At 53.5% G+C, this 16,427-nt stretch carries 27 protein-coding genes; all 27 read right to left on the bottom strand.

The annotated features are described in order from the left end of the window. Positions 1–2: 2 nt before the first annotated feature. The 27 genes from ACODR9_RS03655 to pilV (ACODR9_RS03525) all read right to left on the bottom strand — a co-directional run bounded on the left by ACODR9_RS03655 (position 3) and on the right by pilV (ACODR9_RS03525) (position 16,363). Positions 3–350, bottom strand: a complete 348-nt coding sequence (locus tag ACODR9_RS03655; RefSeq protein WP_488807665.1) for a hypothetical protein — start codon at positions 348–350, stop codon at positions 3–5. A gap of 116 nt (positions 351–466) precedes the next feature. Continuing rightward, positions 467–820: a hypothetical protein gene (locus tag ACODR9_RS03650; RefSeq protein WP_488807664.1), complete on the bottom strand. Its 354-nt coding sequence runs from the start codon at positions 818–820 to the stop codon at positions 467–469. Between the two features lies 1 nt (position 821). After that, entirely contained in the window at positions 822–1,103 is a 282-nt protein-coding gene (locus ACODR9_RS03645) for a hypothetical protein (protein ID WP_488807663.1), read from the bottom strand. Between the two features lie 306 nt (positions 1,104–1,409). Beyond that, complete coding sequence (locus tag ACODR9_RS03640) at positions 1,410–1,685, bottom strand: hypothetical protein (RefSeq protein WP_488807662.1); 276 nt, start codon at positions 1,683–1,685, stop codon at positions 1,410–1,412. Positions 1,686–1,993: 308 nt separating this feature from the next. Continuing rightward, on the bottom strand, positions 1,994–2,269 hold the full coding sequence (locus tag ACODR9_RS03635; protein ID WP_488807661.1) for a hypothetical protein: 276 nt from the start codon (positions 2,267–2,269) through the stop codon (positions 1,994–1,996). A 198-nt stretch (positions 2,270–2,467) separates the two neighbouring features. Further along, positions 2,468–3,073, bottom strand: coding sequence for a hypothetical protein (locus ACODR9_RS03630; RefSeq protein ID WP_488807660.1), 606 nt, complete (start codon positions 3,071–3,073; stop codon positions 2,468–2,470). A gap of 10 nt (positions 3,074–3,083) precedes the next feature. Further along, a complete protein-coding gene (locus ACODR9_RS03625; protein ID WP_488807659.1) occupies positions 3,084–3,512 on the bottom strand; it encodes a hypothetical protein in 429 nt (142 codons plus the stop codon). Positions 3,513–3,546: 34 nt separating this feature from the next. Further along, entirely contained in the window at positions 3,547–3,867 is a 321-nt protein-coding gene (locus tag ACODR9_RS03620; protein WP_488807658.1) for a hypothetical protein, read from the bottom strand. 143 nt (positions 3,868–4,010) lie between these two features. Then, complete coding sequence (locus tag ACODR9_RS03615) at positions 4,011–4,322, bottom strand: hypothetical protein (protein WP_488807657.1); 312 nt, start codon at positions 4,320–4,322, stop codon at positions 4,011–4,013. Between the two features lie 262 nt (positions 4,323–4,584). Continuing rightward, entirely contained in the window at positions 4,585–4,848 is a 264-nt protein-coding gene (locus tag ACODR9_RS03610; RefSeq protein ID WP_488807656.1) for a hypothetical protein, read from the bottom strand. Between the two features lie 13 nt (positions 4,849–4,861). Beyond that, positions 4,862–5,122 (bottom strand): hypothetical protein, encoded by a 261-nt coding sequence (locus ACODR9_RS03605; RefSeq protein WP_488807655.1) that lies wholly within the window; start codon positions 5,120–5,122, stop codon positions 4,862–4,864. Between the two features lie 165 nt (positions 5,123–5,287). Next, positions 5,288–5,602: a hypothetical protein gene (locus tag ACODR9_RS03600; protein ID WP_488807654.1), complete on the bottom strand. Its 315-nt coding sequence runs from the start codon at positions 5,600–5,602 to the stop codon at positions 5,288–5,290. Positions 5,603–5,948: 346 nt separating this feature from the next. Then, positions 5,949–6,323, bottom strand: a complete 375-nt coding sequence (locus tag ACODR9_RS03595) for a hypothetical protein (RefSeq protein ID WP_488807653.1) — start codon at positions 6,321–6,323, stop codon at positions 5,949–5,951. 66 nt (positions 6,324–6,389) lie between these two features. Further along, complete coding sequence (locus ACODR9_RS03590) at positions 6,390–6,800, bottom strand: hypothetical protein (RefSeq protein WP_488807652.1); 411 nt, start codon at positions 6,798–6,800, stop codon at positions 6,390–6,392. A gap of 175 nt (positions 6,801–6,975) precedes the next feature. Continuing rightward, a complete protein-coding gene (locus ACODR9_RS03585) occupies positions 6,976–7,149 on the bottom strand; it encodes a hypothetical protein (RefSeq protein ID WP_488807651.1) in 174 nt (57 codons plus the stop codon). A 151-nt stretch (positions 7,150–7,300) separates the two neighbouring features. Beyond that, positions 7,301–7,516 carry a hypothetical protein gene (locus ACODR9_RS03580; protein ID WP_488807650.1) on the bottom strand — a complete coding sequence of 72 codons (216 nt, stop codon included), beginning with the start codon at positions 7,514–7,516 and terminating at the stop codon, positions 7,301–7,303. A 280-nt stretch (positions 7,517–7,796) separates the two neighbouring features. Further along, positions 7,797–8,075 carry a hypothetical protein gene (locus tag ACODR9_RS03575; RefSeq protein WP_488807649.1) on the bottom strand — a complete coding sequence of 93 codons (279 nt, stop codon included), beginning with the start codon at positions 8,073–8,075 and terminating at the stop codon, positions 7,797–7,799. After that, the gene (locus ACODR9_RS03570) at positions 8,072–9,082 is read right to left on the bottom strand and encodes an AI-2E family transporter (RefSeq protein WP_488807648.1); all 1,011 of its coding nucleotides are present in this window, start codon (positions 9,080–9,082) and stop codon (positions 8,072–8,074) included. Before ACODR9_RS03570 ends, ACODR9_RS03575 begins: the two co-directional genes overlap by 4 nt. A 93-nt stretch (positions 9,083–9,175) precedes the next feature. Beyond that, positions 9,176–9,373 carry a GATA-type transcription factor gene (locus ACODR9_RS03565; RefSeq protein ID WP_488807647.1) on the bottom strand — a complete coding sequence of 66 codons (198 nt, stop codon included), beginning with the start codon at positions 9,371–9,373 and terminating at the stop codon, positions 9,176–9,178. 12 nt (positions 9,374–9,385) lie between these two features. Further along, positions 9,386–9,793 carry a hypothetical protein gene (locus tag ACODR9_RS03560; protein ID WP_488807646.1) on the bottom strand — a complete coding sequence of 136 codons (408 nt, stop codon included), beginning with the start codon at positions 9,791–9,793 and terminating at the stop codon, positions 9,386–9,388. Positions 9,794–9,796: 3 nt separating this feature from the next. Beyond that, a complete protein-coding gene (locus ACODR9_RS03555) occupies positions 9,797–10,171 on the bottom strand; it encodes a hypothetical protein (RefSeq protein ID WP_488807645.1) in 375 nt (124 codons plus the stop codon). Next, positions 10,168–10,677 (bottom strand): hypothetical protein, encoded by a 510-nt coding sequence (locus ACODR9_RS03550; RefSeq protein ID WP_488807644.1) that lies wholly within the window; start codon positions 10,675–10,677, stop codon positions 10,168–10,170. Before ACODR9_RS03550 ends, ACODR9_RS03555 begins: the two co-directional genes overlap by 4 nt. Beyond that, positions 10,670–10,927: a hypothetical protein gene (locus ACODR9_RS03545; RefSeq protein WP_488807643.1), complete on the bottom strand. Its 258-nt coding sequence runs from the start codon at positions 10,925–10,927 to the stop codon at positions 10,670–10,672. Before ACODR9_RS03545 ends, ACODR9_RS03550 begins: the two co-directional genes overlap by 8 nt. A 27-nt stretch (positions 10,928–10,954) precedes the next feature. Next, positions 10,955–13,057: a hypothetical protein gene (locus tag ACODR9_RS03540; RefSeq protein ID WP_488807642.1), complete on the bottom strand. Its 2,103-nt coding sequence runs from the start codon at positions 13,055–13,057 to the stop codon at positions 10,955–10,957. An 8-nt stretch (positions 13,058–13,065) separates the two neighbouring features. After that, positions 13,066–13,308: a hypothetical protein gene (locus ACODR9_RS03535; protein ID WP_488807641.1), complete on the bottom strand. Its 243-nt coding sequence runs from the start codon at positions 13,306–13,308 to the stop codon at positions 13,066–13,068. A 115-nt stretch (positions 13,309–13,423) separates the two neighbouring features. Then, a complete protein-coding gene (gene pilV / locus ACODR9_RS03530; RefSeq protein WP_488807640.1) occupies positions 13,424–14,887 on the bottom strand; it encodes a shufflon system plasmid conjugative transfer pilus tip adhesin PilV in 1,464 nt (487 codons plus the stop codon). A 3-nt stretch (positions 14,888–14,890) separates the two neighbouring features. Next, a complete protein-coding gene (pilV, locus tag ACODR9_RS03525; protein ID WP_488807639.1) occupies positions 14,891–16,363 on the bottom strand; it encodes a shufflon system plasmid conjugative transfer pilus tip adhesin PilV in 1,473 nt (490 codons plus the stop codon). Positions 16,364–16,427 lie beyond the last annotated feature (64 nt).

The following is a 16,427-nucleotide window of genomic DNA, read 5'->3' as shown; positions in this document are numbered from 1 at the left end:
TGTCAGAAATGGAAGGCGACGTAGCCACTGTCGCGATGACTACACCCCTTGAGGTACAGCTTCGGCATCATCTCCACAAGATAGTCCACAATTTCCAGAGCGCGAAGCTGTGCAAAGCCCATTTTGGCCAACTGTCTTGTCATGTCCGACTTGACGACCAAGGGCTGCGTCAACCCACGGAAACCTGCCACATATTGCATCGACAACTTGCGTGCAAACCAGTCACTGATTTCGGCAACCACATCAGGCTGGAACCGTTCCGAAATGAGGTAGTCACGCGCCTCGAATGGGGTCACCCACAGCGGCTGGGATACCTTGGCGTATGCTGAAACCATCAAGCTCTTGGACATTGGGCTTCTCCTGAAAAAGTATGCGCACAAATTAGCACCTGGAACATTGAATGCAAATCATGCACCCATCAGATACCAAGGAAGCCTAAGCAAACGCATCGGCCTTCTCTCGTGGTTCAGAATGTAGTGCCGTCCTTTTGATCGTCGGCACCCGGTGCTGGCGCTTTCTTCCTCAATTTAGCTAAGCCGAATGCGGCTACGAACAGACTCACCAGCGGAAGCCACCGGTTTTCAGCATTCAGAATCAGTTGGTAGTCCGGGATTTGGAGCTGAATGTCAGCCAACCACAAGGCACGAAGCGGGAATACGATGATGCTCAGCATGACTGCCACACCCACCAATATCCTCAGCAACATCCGCACAGTCGGTTCGCCTGCCCGGCGCGTAGTATGAAACACAAGTGCGCCGGCCATGTAGGCCAGAATGAGGATTGCTACTGCGCCAGCCATTGGCAAATTGAGTGTTGTCATTTCAATGTCTCGTTGCGTGTTCTACAGCCAGCAATGCCGCCTCGGGACCGATGACATTACCTGGCAGCGTTTCCAGCGCTGCCACATCAAATACCATACGCACCTTCAGTGCATTGTCATCACCCTGTCCGGACAGTAGGACCGGCGTGGCTACAAAGCGGCCTGTCAGGTTGATGCTAATGGCTACGCCTGCTACGGCCTTGACTCGCTCAAGCGTGGCTTCGTACTGGCATTCGCTCTGACACTGCATCGTCAGCTCTACTGTGTTGGATGATTCGCTCATAGTGGATCCTTAAATCTCAATTATTGCTCTATGCATTCCTGGTCATCATGGCCAGCGGCCTTGCGCATCGCACGCATTTGTATGACAAGGGTTGTGGTTGCTTCCGGCCCAAAGCGCGTTCCCCTTTGATATTGGGAACACCGCTGCATTGTTGTTGAGCGTATCACTCAACAGGTTCACATGATCTACGGCCAGCATCCGGGTGCCCACTGCAGTACTCGTCTAGCGCACCTGGAGTGGCGGGGAATGATAGAACCATCAGGACAGGAAGCGCAAAGATTTGCAGTGCGCGGGAAACCTCGGCCTTCAGGCCGGGGTATTTGGCTCGCCCTTCTGCAGGATGTCCTCGATGCTGACTTCACACCAGCAGCCACCAGAGCCGGCCCAACGAATGGAATTTCTATCGGAATAGACTGAAACTACGGTGACGGTCTGACGGCGCTTCGTGGTGAAATTCTTGCGCGGGCCGGAGGTCACGACAGGGACATTCGCCGGTACAACGACGCGATCACCTTGAACAGGCAACTCGCCGATTCGCCGGCGCTCCTTCGGGGCTTGCATAAAACCTGCTGGACCAATCATGGCTTACTCCCTGTACGTTGATGACCGGAGCCTACTCCATCCGATTCAAAGTGCAAGGCTTGCCCCGGAGTCATTGAGCTGGGTGGGTATCAATCATGCCCGGGTGGGTCAGGTCGATGGTGATGCTGCTTTCGTCAGCAAGCGCGATATAGCGCCTGGCCCACTTCCGACGCTCTGCTGGTGTGCGTGCCTGGCATCCACGCTCATGGCGACGACGCCAGACCTTGCACAGGCCCTGCATGTCACGGTTGAAAATCGTGAATAGACGATAGACAGACCCGCAATGGCGACAAGTCGCAGTGCCGACGCTATTTACGCCCATGGCCGTTACCCTTGCCTTCTTCGGCCACCCGAAAATCGACACGATCTGGCAATGAACTTGGATCTGCCAGATAGCGCAGTACACGACAGATATACTGAACGCGCCCCATCCGACAATCTACTGTCGATAGGTGCGCCACGATCAATGGCATCAGGAATACAGCGCGAACCATCGCAATTGAGAACAGAAAACCACCAATGACGATCATCGCACTGAAGATGCTCTGCTGCTCGATCCATTTGACGAATTGAGTGAAAGTCACGCCCGCTCCCTAACTGGTTGGATTGAAGCGAAAGCGCACTCTCGACATGATGCCGTCTTCGGTGCCGCCGGGACGATATTGCCTGCCGGCTTTCGCCCGTAGGCAATAACCGAATGGCCACAACTCAATGTGCAACGCCAGTATTGGCCGGATACATCGGTGGTGTACGCACTTACCACATGACGGCTCGGATATCGTCTATGGTCCATGACGCCACTTCCCACAATTCCACGACTTGGCCAGCCAACGCTGATCTGTTGTGCCGGGTATCGCCACGCTTTCCATGGCGATCCTGCAGCCTAAACCGTTCACATCAGCATTGATATCAACTCTGCCTTGCGTTGATGATTCCACCTTTGTGGTGATCAAGGCCTCGGCCAACACCGCCCTTGCCGCCCTCATTGCCTCAGTGTCATCAACACGGAACGCACTTGTTCGGCCAGTGGATGGATCGAAGGTTACCGAATAACGAACAGGTGTCGTGGTGATCTTGCCATTGACCATGACAAGGCCTGGCCCTTCCACCTGTTGTGCTTGGATGTCGCACAAGAAAAGGCCACCAGCGATTGATCGCATCGACACCTTCTCTGGCGCAATTCGCGAATCAGCACGCTCAAGCGCCTGGAGGCCCTTCACGCATGCCTGCTTAACCTGACGCTCGTCAATGACAACTTTCCGAGGCGCTGGAGGCTGCACAAGGCCGTTCTGCGTCATCACATATGGCTGGCCGGCGTAGACAGCGCCACCAATCGCAAGCAATGCTGCGATGGCCACTTCAACTCTGATTTGAATGTTGCGCTTCACAATGGCCTCATTAGCAGTCGTTGCAGCGGCTGGCCTCGCCAGACCACTCTCGCACACTCAGAGCGACAACCATGTCGAGGCACAGAGCAAAAAGCAGGCAACCAGTCGAGATCACCCTGAGTCCTTCAGACGCCTGAGTGCAATTCAAATAGAAGGTCGCCATCAGCGTGCTTTCTATCGCACCAGTTAGCACTACAAGACGCAATGTCGTCTTGATTCGGTAGGCCTGAAGAATGCATATGCTCGGCAAGGCATAAAAGATGAGCGGAATACCCTTGGAAATGGACGGAAAATTCACTGCAATGGCGATTACCATAGCCGGGTAGATCAGACCAAGTACGAAGAAGATGCCAAGCATCCTCCCGGAGCTGATGCCGGGAAATGATAGAGCAGGCCTCTGATTCAACGGAAACGGACGCTGGTCGTTATAATGGGTCATGGTTGCTCAACTCAAATATGGGGGGGGTGGCCTATTAGGCGGCTTCAAGTTGCACGTCGGTACTGGTTACGAAGTAGCAGACAGCCTCTTGAAGGTCGTCGAAAGTCGAACGCGCATCAAAAAAGCCAATGATCATGTCCGGAGCATTCTTGACGTAGCTCTCTGCGGTCCTGGATTCACCACCGATGCAGCAAATTCGACGCTGCTTTTGATCCCAGCCAACCAGAGCGGGGCCTGTACTCCGCGTGTAGCGATCCAACTTTTCATAAACCGGCTCCAAAAGAGCGTAAATGGTCGGGTTGATGGCGCGCAGCGTCGCGTTTCTGGAATTGGCTTTGATGGAGGGGCTTTGCATTAATTTCTCGATTTAGTTGATATTGGCATACAGTGGAACGTCCTCTGTTATTCACTGCCAGATGGCAGGCATGCCCGTTACGATGGACGCAACAATATCAACCACAATCGGATTTGCAAGAAAACAGGGAAACGATGAGAGGATTATTCGGGCGAAAGTTTTACAGTAATGCCGGTTGTCAGTCTTGCTACCAGCATGGCGACTGCTGTTTCAGGGAGAACGTGGGGTGTATGGATGTGCGCCTCACCATTGGAGACGGTCACCTCAAGAAACGGAATTCCAGCCACTACAAAGCCTTTTCCGGACAATGACTTGTGCGCCTGGTTAGCAATCGCCTCATCAAGCTTCGCAATTTGTTTCCTCACCTCGGGTATATGACCCAATGACTTGGCAAGGCACTCGCGTGTTGACTTTAGGTGCCCCAAGAGCACTTCATTATCAGATTCAGTAGACATTTCCGTTTCCCATATGTTACCGATTAGAAGCCTGATATCAGTGCAATGCTCTCAGATTACATAAACCTGACAAGTTCCTGGCATATGCATCCAGAATGTCTAATTCAAGTCCCTCAGGCATATTCTGATACTGAACAAATGCCATCAGCGTACCTGCCGGTATGGGAATAGCGTCATCTTCCTCGACGGACAGTCGGAGTATCTCAATCATTACGCACCTCTGCTGTACCAGAATGGACTGGGCGAAGCCGGCCAGTTCAATTTAAACATGGCCATGACCGCCCTGGTGGTGAGCCAAGCTGAGTACATCCGGCTCGTCCAGCAGCAGTTCGAATTCTTCAATGGTTTCCTGGCAGTTGCACTCCACGACATTGGTGTCACCGATGGGCTGGCAATGACAAATCTGCTTTCCCAGCTGCTCGTAGAGGAATTCTTCCATATGAACTCGCACATCCTGGCGCGAGACTTCAACCTTGACCATCTCACCGGTGGCCGGGTGTCTGTACGAAAACTGCATGCTGTCCATGCTCTGCCCCTGATTAAGGTTTAGGTTTGATGGTGGCCACGGCTTCGTTCCAGCAACTGATCGCGGCAATAACATCATCGTCGTCCAGACCGCCCATCACAGTCTCAAAGCGATGCAAGGACGGTGTCTCGAATCCACACACGCACTGCGCCCATGTCTCGCAGCAATCAATCGAGACCTGATCAGTGATGATGATGAAGGTTATCTGGTTGGAGCAAGACGGACACGGCTTTACCGCTGCACCCGGCTTGAAGTTAATGCGTCGTGAGTTCACTGCATGCATCCCGTTTGACGATGATGCTATTGGACCTGAAGCTGCATGATAGTCAAATCTTCACAGAAAACATGCCGTCCCCATATCTACTTATGTCATGCCACAAAAGCACAAAAGGCCATGCGATGATGGCCTTTGATTTTGGGTGGGATACAGCTTTGTTGGCTAGTCGAGCCACTTGCCCTCAACAATTGCAGCTTCAATCTCAGCAGCAACCTTGTCCAGCAGGACACGCGGCGATCCGGCTTCCACTTCTATACATACACCATGCCGCAGGATACGGCTGGCGAACGCTTTACGTAGAGGGGCAACATTGCCACCACGATTCTTCGCGTAGGAGACGTAGGAACCGATATCCTTACCATCCATCCAGATGAAACCTTTATCCACGCCATCACAGGAAAGACTCTGGCGAATGCTTGCGCGAGCAAGACGCTTCTTCGTAATGAAGTTGGATGAAATGGATGCAGATTGTGGCATACACAAGCGAAAGAGTAGTTCCAGACGACGCCATCATAACCCGTGACGCAACGATTTGAAAGCTAATCATTATGACTAATGTAATGCGAAATTGCTGCCGAATTAGCCATCTTTGCCCGGCACATCGAATTGCACAGGGCCTGCGCTTATGTGTTCGTCGCGGGATAGAGCGGTTTTCTGCAGGTGCCACAGTAGTGGATCTTCAGGCTGTCGTTTGTGTCTCTCACGCCTCGTACGTGCTGCTTGGTGTCCCCGCAATGAGCGCACTCCACCTGACCCTCGCAAACCAAAACAGAAGACCTTCCATGATGACCTCAGTATTGTGGAGTTGCTTGGTAGCGACGGCTCAGCAGGCTTTGGGCATATCCAGCCGTGTCATAACCTTGCTCAGCTGGTAGATCCACGTCATGGCATAGTCGATAGATCCCATCGCATAGGCCCGTGCCTCTTCGACATCTTCGCGAGTCGGAATACGAAGGCCATAAATATTGGCCTGCTTGGCAGCTTCTTGATGGACGGCTGACACTTCAGCCGAATTCCACTCTTCTACCGACCGCTCATGACGGTGAGCCGCCTCTGCCTGGAAAGCACGGTAAATGCTTCGTGCCGGTTCTGCCCGTGGCTCAAACGGGTCTTGGCTGCTATCTGCTAGACAACTACCCAAAGTATTCATGACTGACATTTTTAGCTCCAAAAGATCAAATGCATTATTCCAAATCATTGGCATGTGCGGAACAAGACATGCCGCACATTTGCGCGGTGTCAAACAGATAGCCCCCACGGAAACTCAGGGGTAATACTCGGCCCAGAACTTGGCCCAACCAAGCTCAACGATGTCATTGGCCATGTCGATATCGCGGAACACATGATCACCAGCAAATGGGGCGAATTTCTCAAACCGCTTCGTCCCGCGCCTGGCCGTCTTGCGCCTGGCAAGTTCGTTCTCCCGCTCGGCGGGCATATTCTCAAGCATCGCATAAAGGCCAATCGGCATTTGAACCGCTGTGTCCGCCTCAAACGCCCACAACACAACCTTTTCCGGATAGCCGTTCACTAAGACGGCATAGGAAATAATGACCAAACGATCGTCGGGAAGAAGTGCATATACTTCCACTTCCTCGCCGGGATCACCAAGCTCATCAATACCCAACCGGCCACAATGAGAGGCAAGTGCAATTTCAGTTGTTGTTTCGATCACTGATCACTTCCTGACCCATGCGAACCAAGCACGTTTCGCGCCGCCCGCAAGAGCAACTTAATTCAAAAGAAATGCTTCCAGCTGGCTCTCACAATTAGTCCATTGCATCTTGCCATCTTGCCTCACTGAGAAAGCCCGGCACACCATCTGGTTAGTATTGCTGGTCATACAGAGTCTATTCCACATCCTGAGGATGGAGCGGACAACCGGCATCAATCATCGCCTGGAGACATTCGCTCTCCATGGACTTCTTGTCGATACGCGCCTTTTGCATATATTTAGCAATTACCGGATTGACTGCCTCAATCTGCGCATCACTAAGTTCCTTCCCATCCATTACCATCGACATATTCACCTCCTCAAATAAAGATACCGTACGCCAATGCAGGGCGATTGCAATTCGTCACCCTTCAGCAACACTTTCAATGAGCATTAAAAAACCCGGCCATGTTGTTGTAGCCGGGTCCATCTGGTACTGAAAACTCACACCACAAATTGGACTAAAAAGCCTTGGCTTCGGCCTCTGTTACTGCTGTGACCGGACCACCGTCCCAAATTTCCTCGAATGCTTTTGAAAGTACTGCTTTGGCATGAGCAATGTTGTCTGCCGTTTCTTCCTGGCTAGCGCCTTCAAGGTTCAATTCCACAGATGTGCTGTTACCCGCGATACCGCAAGAGGCATCGCCGAAATCCCAAAACAGAAGCTTTGTGTTCATAATCTTCCCCTACATCATCGGTTTAGACATCAACCATCTCGCCATTTTTGAGAATGCGCCACGAGTGGGTATTTCCATGGTGGACATGGTCTGCCGGGCATGAATAAGTGACCGAACCATCCTTATTCAAGCTCTTGGGCTTGACCAGTCTCTCGCAAAGAGGGCATTCCAGAGCCGGGTAGTTTTCCTTGCAGTCGCTTTGGGTTTCCATAATTTACCTGCTGACCATTTGATTTGGACATGCTAACCCAACGTCCTCACAGTGCAAGGTTCGGCACCGCTAATCCCGGCCTGTTGGCGTGGGCAATCTCGCCTTCCGAACCACCTCCACCCATGTCTCGCCAAGGAATTGTTCCAGCCTCGCCCGCTCACCCTCTGGCACCTTGGCTAGCATCCCCTGCTGCTCTGCAATCGACTTCATTGTTCTGTGCCCGACCTCTAAAGCAACTGTATCGCGGTGGATCTTCAGGGCCAACACAGCATTAGCAATAACAGACAGCACTAGCAGAGCCAGTACAAGAGGCATCCTCACGTGTCGCACGATCTCCTGCAGTTTCATGCCTGAACCTTCCCGTGCTCACCGGATGTCGAATTGGGCGAATCCAGCCACCCCTTGTCCATTAGCAGATGTTTGCCGAAGCTATACAGCACCGGGGCAAGGACCATCCCGGCCGGCCCGAAAAGGAATTCCATCACGAACAGCACGATCAACAACTCCCAGATGCACGCACCCATAGAGTGCCCTTGAATTCTTGCGGAAAACAACAGCTCAACCTTATGGGCAATCAACATGAAAATTAGGACTGCCAGTGCGGCATGGAATGAGACTGTCAACGCTATTGCGCAAAGCACCGTATTGGAAACGAAGTTACCGACAACAGGGATAAGGCCGCAGATGAAGGTCACAAGAATCATCGTTTTCACAAATGGCAGTGGCCAACCGAAAAGGGGCATAACCACAAACAGGAAGATGCCGCTTACAACGGCATTCAGGGCAGCGATTTTAGCTTGACCACGAGCAACGGCAGAGAACGCTCGGCACAATCTGATCCACGCATCGAGCCAGACTTGCGCAAACAAAGGACTGCCTGAATTCACTTTCATGGGATTGATCGCGATGAAAATACCAATTGCCCATCCAAGTACTACTTGCAAGAGGCCATGCAGCATCCCGGTTCCAGCGCCTGCCAACTCCTTCGAGTGCTCCTTCATCGTGGCCACCAGAAGGTCCTTCACGTCCTGGATGCGATCAGGAATGGCGGCGCTGATGTCGGCCGGCAAGTAATGCTTGAGATTCTGCAGGGTATCAGTTGCAGTCATCATCATCGGCCCGAGCGCATCGGCACCCAAGTATGTCCTGGCAATCAGGATAACAAGCACCAGCAGACCTACGCTGAGAAAGCCTGCAAGCACACCGGCCACATGAACATTCCGCAACCTGGCCGGCGCTCTTGCGGCCAGAACGTCCTTTAGCTTGCGCGTTACGAGAAACATCAGCAGTCCGGACAGCAATGCCGGCACCGCGTGCGCCATCAAAAAACCAAGAATGCACAGCGCGAACGCCATGCCCGCTACACCAGACTGAATCTTGTTACCCAATTGTGCTTCCCTTGAAAAAATTCGACATACCGGGCTCTCTGGCCCATGCACAGCTTGCCTTCAACGCTGAATGATCTTGGCGTCCTTGGCGATTCTGAACTTCACACCACAGCGATCACATTCTGTCTCCTCGCCGAGCGGCCACTGTGACCAGTCGCGCTGCAAGGTTCCACATGACGGACATGCCATGGTGAATTCCAGTGCGTACACCTCGCGCACTACCGGCAAAGCTTCAGTCTCTGGTTTTTTCCCAAGCATGGTCCTTCTCCTTTACCGAGCTGCAATTCGATAGAACACAATGACGGCGTTGGCGCGTCCATCATTGGCAGGTGCAATTCCAACCATTCGCACCACACCTTTCCCAAATGCCAGATCGAGTGCGCCCTGGCCAGTAACTGGCGGATCTCCGACTTCCCCGCCCTTCATGCAAGCAATGCGCCCGGCCACCAGCGAGGTCGCCACGCCACGGGGGCATACCAGCATCACCGGGCCATTAAAGCCTGTAGTCATCACCTTGATGAATCCATCGTTCACCATGAGAAACGAAGGCTGCTCATAGATCACCGGTGCCGGCTTCGGCTCAGGTGGTTCATAGTGACGCCCCAAACCAGCACCAAAGGTCACTCCCGACGCAAAGCAACCACCAATCAGGCTGGCCAGAACGGAATGAATGCGCATTCTCTACTTCCAATTCTGGTAGAAAAGAACCACTTCTTCATCCTGGCCCCACTTATGGAACGGAGCCAGCCCGACCAGCTTTACCTTGTCCTTGCCGAAGGCCAAGTCAAGGGCACGCTGTGGGGTTACCGGCTTTCCGTCTGGAGAAAAGTGGCCAATACATCGTAGCGTTTTCGTTGTCAGATCCAGATGAGAGCCGCGAGGGCAAACCATTACCTGGGTGCCCTCGTAACCGTGAAAGAACACCTTGAGGTAGCCATCATTGACCACCGGTGGCGCGGTTACCGCGATGTCCTTGATAGTGGTCGAGAAGCCTGCATGCACAGCAAGGGATGCAGCCATGAAAACGGAGGCGATGGAGAGCTTCAGCAGGGTCATGCTTCGATTCCCAGCGCTGCTTTTACGGCCACGATGTTGTCCCGCACGAAAACGTACACCTCATCCCGGACTTCAGTATCGTCGAGTCCCCAACTGATCGCTCCGCCAATGATGCTGGCCGGCAGCATCATGAACAAGATGCGCTTTTGTTCATACGATACTTCGGTCACCCCTGGTATCTGCGATACCAGAGAGTCATGGAGGGGTGACAACTCAGAATCATCTGAGGCGGTGGTTAGCCAGAACGCTTCGCGCACTGCCATGAGTCGCTTCTCTTCTTTCATGTTTGCTTCCTCCCGCTCAGCGCGGCGTCGTTCAAGTTCTTCAGGCGTGGGTTCGCATGAACGCACGATCTCCTCATAGCTCACGCCCTGATGGTCTGCTATCTGCTGCAGCAAACGGCTCCTGCCAGTGCAAGAGACCCCAAAAATTACTGTGCCTGCGGCAATTTCCGTAGACAGGAAACTGATCCCACCTTCTGGCTTTCCAAATGGATGTTCACTCATGAGTAGCTTCCCCTGAATTTGATTGGTTACCTATCGCCAAGCGGTACTTGACGCCCGGGTACTCCGATTCACCACGAACAATGACGCCACGATCGAGGAGCGCTTCAAGGGTTGACCGAGACACCTTCTCGGTCTCACCGCCACGCCCTACGCCACCTTCTTGCAACAGGACGCCAAGGTCCGAAGAGTGCAGCTCCCAGCCGGTGCGCATCAGATCAACTACGCGCTGCTGTGTTTTTGATAGCTTCATATCGAAAACTGCTTTTCAATGAATTTGTCAGAATGAATATCCCGGGCCATCGAACAGACGATCCCTGATCCGGAACGCGTCACCGATTGGAAGAGGAAGAGACAGGAAAGCATGCCGCACGTCTGCTGGTCCACGGTTGCGTCGGCCTTGAGATGGACGTTCTTCGTCCGGTGCAAAGAGACGCATATAGGTAGATGCAAACCCACCGCCCTCAACGTAGAACCTGAAATCATCCGCATCAACCCCGAGTAATTGTTGTTTCGCGAATTGAATCAGCATGTCCTCAAAGTCGGTATCAGGGGCGTGCTCGACCCTAACGGCACCATTCGCACGCTGGGTTTCAGTGGAACCGACAAGGCACGACTGGTAGTAGGCATCGGAATACCCTGCGTCACTTACCTGGAGATCGAGAGTCTTCTTGCGTCCACCGTTGGAAACGAATTCGTCCGGGAACATCTCGTGCCCGATATTGCCTGCGGCCCTCCCGGTCCCGCTCAAACCAATCAGAACGGCATGCACACCCATGGCCGGCCTGATGAGCGACGGCAAGGCGTGAACTAGCATGGTGCGGATATCGGCAAGTGCTGGCTTTTCGCGGTGCGTGCTTTCAATGGAGTCGATAACCACCGACCCTGTACGCCCTCTCCAGACCCACATCTGCGCCATCACATGGCCGGCCTTTTCTACCACCATGAAACTTGAATAGATGCTTGAGGCACCGGCAATAGACGGTGACCATGCGTGGCCATCAATATGCTGGCAGCAGGAAGACATCTTCCCAAGCACCGGACCACGGATGTCATACTCAGGAAGGGTTCTCACCACCCACCCTGGAAGCCCAACCGTTTCGCCGGAAACGTGTATGCCGGGAACGAAGGAAGCAGTTTTCGGCTTCTTCAATCGCCAGAATTTCTGCAGCTTCTTGAATTCTTCTTCGCCTAGACCGAGCTTGGCCCCCATGATTGCCAGCGGCTTTTCCTTGGCCAAGACTCCGGGGTAGGAAAGCATCCCTACGCAATCTCTCAGTTCGTTGAGCGACTGTGGGAAAATGCGCCGCTTCTCCAGCTCGGGAAAATTACCTGAATGACGGACTGCCTCCGGGTGTCTGAGGCATAACGGAGCCCACCTGGCAGGTGTCCACTGAGCATGTCGGGACGGGACTGTAAACTGGCCCGCATCATGAACGCCCTGCGGGTCGAACGCGTACCCCTTGGCCGCAATGAACTGCTTGATCGCATCCACCGACGCGAACAGCCGGACCAACCGAATTGAGCAGTTCAACAATTCACGCATTACAGCATCAGCACCAGCGATATCGGTGCCAATTTCACGAAGCAAGGCCTTGAGTACCCCGACCTTAAAACCATCGAGAGAAGGGAGGCGTAAATCAGGACTGGAGTATCCGGTAAGGATTTTCCACTGCTCTATCTCAGGCAGGTAGCGGAACACCTTGCGCGGTTTTGCTTTCACCTCCCGGTACGCTTCCCAGTTGAGGCCTGCGATATCCTTCACGCGTGAAAGATTCAAGCCGAACATAAGCACATGGCGATCATGTTCTGAGACGCGGCCCAGCAAGTGCATGACGCGGCCCGGTAAGCGTAATCTTGAGTATGTGCCGGCATCACCAGACAAGGTCCAGCGCACGAACCCACGGATGTGGGCCATGGCAACTTGCGAACGAGCGGCCTCAAACAGATGGCGAAGACTGCGAACCTCTCCATCATTATGGATGTATTCCAGCATTTCCATGAAGAGATGGAACACATGCAGTTTGCCGCCGGCCGCATCGAATACGGTGAGCATGTCCGAAGTCGAAACGGTGTGAGACACGTTGCGGACCATCCGCTCGTTGAACAGTTGAGTTTGGCCTGGTGCCGAGGGATGTAGCAGAAACCAGCGGCCCTTACCGCAGATCGGGCTGACTAGATAGCCCTGCTCTTCCATCCATGCTTCGATCCTGGCCAAGTCCTCAACGCGCTTTGGATTACCCATGGCCAGCCATTGGCGCTTAAGCGCAGAAGCATGCCGCACGCCTGGAGGGACTTTGACGCCACGGGTATTGAGACTGCCGACACTCCAATAATGCGGACTGTTGAGCAAGTCCTCGATGCGCTCTTCTTCGGTGTGCACAAGCGGCCTCAGGCGTTCAAGATGTTGAAACCAAACGTATCTGGCCAGCCGCGCTCACTAATGCACAGCGCATCCTCAACGATTAGCTGAGGGCATGTATCTTCGTAGTCCTCAATGGCCGGCGTGATGACCACAACCGCGCATTGCTTGCCCCGTGCCGACGCAATCTTGCTGGCCAACCTGGCGAGGTCATGCTCCCACTGCTTCAGCTGCTGATCTGTAACCAGCGCACCTGTATCCTTCGTTTCCATTTCAACACCGCCTGCAGGTAATACCTGCAATTATTCGATGGCCGGAATGTACGCCAAAGTACGAAGCTTGCAAGTCTTGGACTAAATGACTGGGCTGTTTCAAAAGCCATAAGAATTACGAACACACATTCCACAGGGCACTTGCTGGCGCATTCACCCCAGCCGCGTACGTCCCCATGTACGTCCCCTTGGCCGGCACCGTCACAGTACAAGTACCCTGAGAGTACCCAACATCAGATACCAAGTAGCACGCCATCCCGCCATTCACATACACCGCATATCCACCAACCCCCGTGCTCTGGTTGATGTTGAGAGAAACAGTGATGGGTTTGTACAGTGGGTTTGTATAGGTTACGCCAAGCGATCTGGAGACCGTCCCGCATGAAAGGTTGTAACTTCCAAGCTGCGTGTGCCAAACCGAACTCTGACAAGTGAGTACAAGCCCACTACCATCCGAGTTATTCGCAACCGACCCTGAAGGATAGGCCGCACACGAGGCCCCCTCTGTCGCGGTCAAGGTTGGGGCAAAGGTGTTGCCGGTTACCGTTGATGCAGAAGTGATTGCTCCCGAAGCATTCACGTTGCCGGTGGTGCTCAGTGCGCCCGCAGTCAACGTGCCTGGTACTGCCATGTTCCCACTGCTGTCTACAGCCAGCGCCACCCATGCAGCACTTGCTGCTTTCCATGCGAAGGCCCGGTAATTGGTGGTCTCCATCCGGACATCGCCATCAGTATTGCCGGTAGATGGAAGCGAGCCATAGCTGGTCACCGGGGACTTCCACGACCCTCCAGTTGCTGTCCATGTATAAGCCGAACCGCTGAGTACGCACGAAAGCACGTTGCCGCTGGTGTCTCGTGAGATGAAGCCAAGGTAGCCGGTACAGTCCACACCTGAGGTTTTCGTGGACAGGCCCAGCGGAACATTCATTGTGTTCCCAGCAGTACTGCCAACGTAGGAACGATGGAGGAAGTCGGAGACAAGACTCCCATTCGAGAAGTACAGCATCGATACGAACTGGCCGATGGAAAGAGAGCCGCTACTGCATGTGCCATAACTCGCAGTATTACTGGATCCGATTGTCCAACTACCGCCGGTGCCATTGATTGCACCGGTCGAGTCCACCGCCCCACCGAGGGTGCCAATCAGGCCCGCTATGTGCGCGGCACGGGTGTAGGTAGTGGTTGCCCCGGTGCCCATCACCAGTGCCGACAGCGTGCTGGCCGTGGGCTGAATGATCTTGACGCAGACGGTCTGTCCAAGTGAGTTGACGCTGGACATCCCGGAAGCCAGATATCCACCAGAGCTTAGTTGAGAGATGGTGATGCTGGCCGGGAACGTGCCGGACTGGATGGTTGAGTAGTTGTCCTGAATGTAGTTCTGCGCAGCCTGGGTGACCAGATTGTGGAATTGAGCCACCGCCACATCTTGCTGCGCTCTGGACTGATCCCACAAATATGAACTGATGCCAATGAGAAGTGACGTTGCGATGGTTAGAGCCAAAAGGACTTCCAGCAGTGAAAGGCCGAATTGTGAAACTCGCCCGGCACATCCGAAGAAACGATTTCGGCGATCTCCCATGTATTAATTCCCAATTGCCATGAGACTAATTTTTGTCATGTCGTAAAAGCCGACATTTGGGAATGTGCAGGTTACATAGGCATAGGTTGTTGTCATTGGAACCGCACCACATGCAACACTGCCGTCTGTCTGAGACGAAGCCACAATTGAATAATTGGCCGATGAAAATGCTGTTGTGAAATAGACGTTCCAGTGACCAGTCGATGTGTGTGTTGCACTGGAAAATCCGCTACTTGCAACAAATGTATTTGTTGTACCGTTGAATTGGGCCCAAATTATCTTTTGCCCCATGGCCGTCCAGTAGCCGCTTGTGCATGTATAAAACGTGCCTGAGCCGTTCTGAGCCAGCGCTCCATTCGGATTGCATGCAGCACCTAAACTAGCGGTTGCATTCACGACAACTCGGCCAACATATGCATCGGTATATGAGGTGCCTGTGGAATCCATTACCTTGAGGGAACCGGACTGACCAATAACCGTATTGGTAGAGCTTCCGGCAATCGTTGAAGATCCGACTGTAAGAATGTTGGGAATGGTCATATTCCCACTGTCATCGACCGCTATGGACTTCCATGCTGCAGCTGTCGCATTCCACACATAGGCCCGATGGTTGGTCAGTTCGACCCTGGCATCACCATCAGAATTACCAGTTGTAGGCAGTGCCAAATAACTTGCAACTGGCGACTTCCACGAACCACTGGTTGCAGTCCATGTGTAGGTGCCGGACGAATTGACGCAGGCGAGGATATTCCCGGAGCTATCCCTGGCGATGAAACCAACGTAAGTCGATGAGCACGTTGCGCCTGAGGTCTGAACAGACAGGCCCAGCGGCACGTTCATGGTGTTCGCAGTCAGATTACCGACGTAGGACCGATGCAGAAAGTCGGAGACAAGACTCCCATTCGAGAAGTACAGCATCGCGACGAACTGTCCGATGGCCAGTGAGCCGCTACTGCAGCTTCCGTAGCTTGCCGTCGTGCTTGATCCGATTGTCCAACTGCCGCCGGTGCCATTGATTGCACCGGTCGAGTCCACCGCCCCACCGAGGGTGCCAATCAGGCCCGCTATGTGTGCGGCCCGGTTGTACGTAGTGGTTGCCCCGGTGCCCATCACTAGTGCCGACAACGTGCTGGCAGTGGGCTGGATGATCTTGACGCAGACGGTCTGCCCGAGTGAATTGGTGCTGGACATCCCGGAAGCCAGATATCCACCAGAGATGAGTTGAGAGATGGTGATGCTGGCCGGGAATGTGCCGGACTGGATGGAGGAGTAGTTGTCCTGGATGTAGTTCTGGGCAGCCTGGGTGACCAGATTGTGGAACTGCGCGACGGTTACATCCTGTTGCGACCTCGTCTGATCCCACAAATATGAACTGATGCCAATTAGAAGCGATGTCGCGATGGTCAGTGCCAAAAGCACTTCCAGCAAGGTCACCCCAATCTGTTGCAATCTTGATTTAGACACCAACTGACGCATGAATCCCCCGATATTGGGGAGATTGTCAATTAGATGGCCAGATCAGAAGAGATCGAAAAAGGCC

It is taken from the genome of Aquitalea sp. FG25 (genome assembly GCF_057809375.1).
The sequence above is the reverse complement of the archived record's forward strand: the minus strand, read 5'-3'. Positions and strand labels throughout refer to the sequence as shown.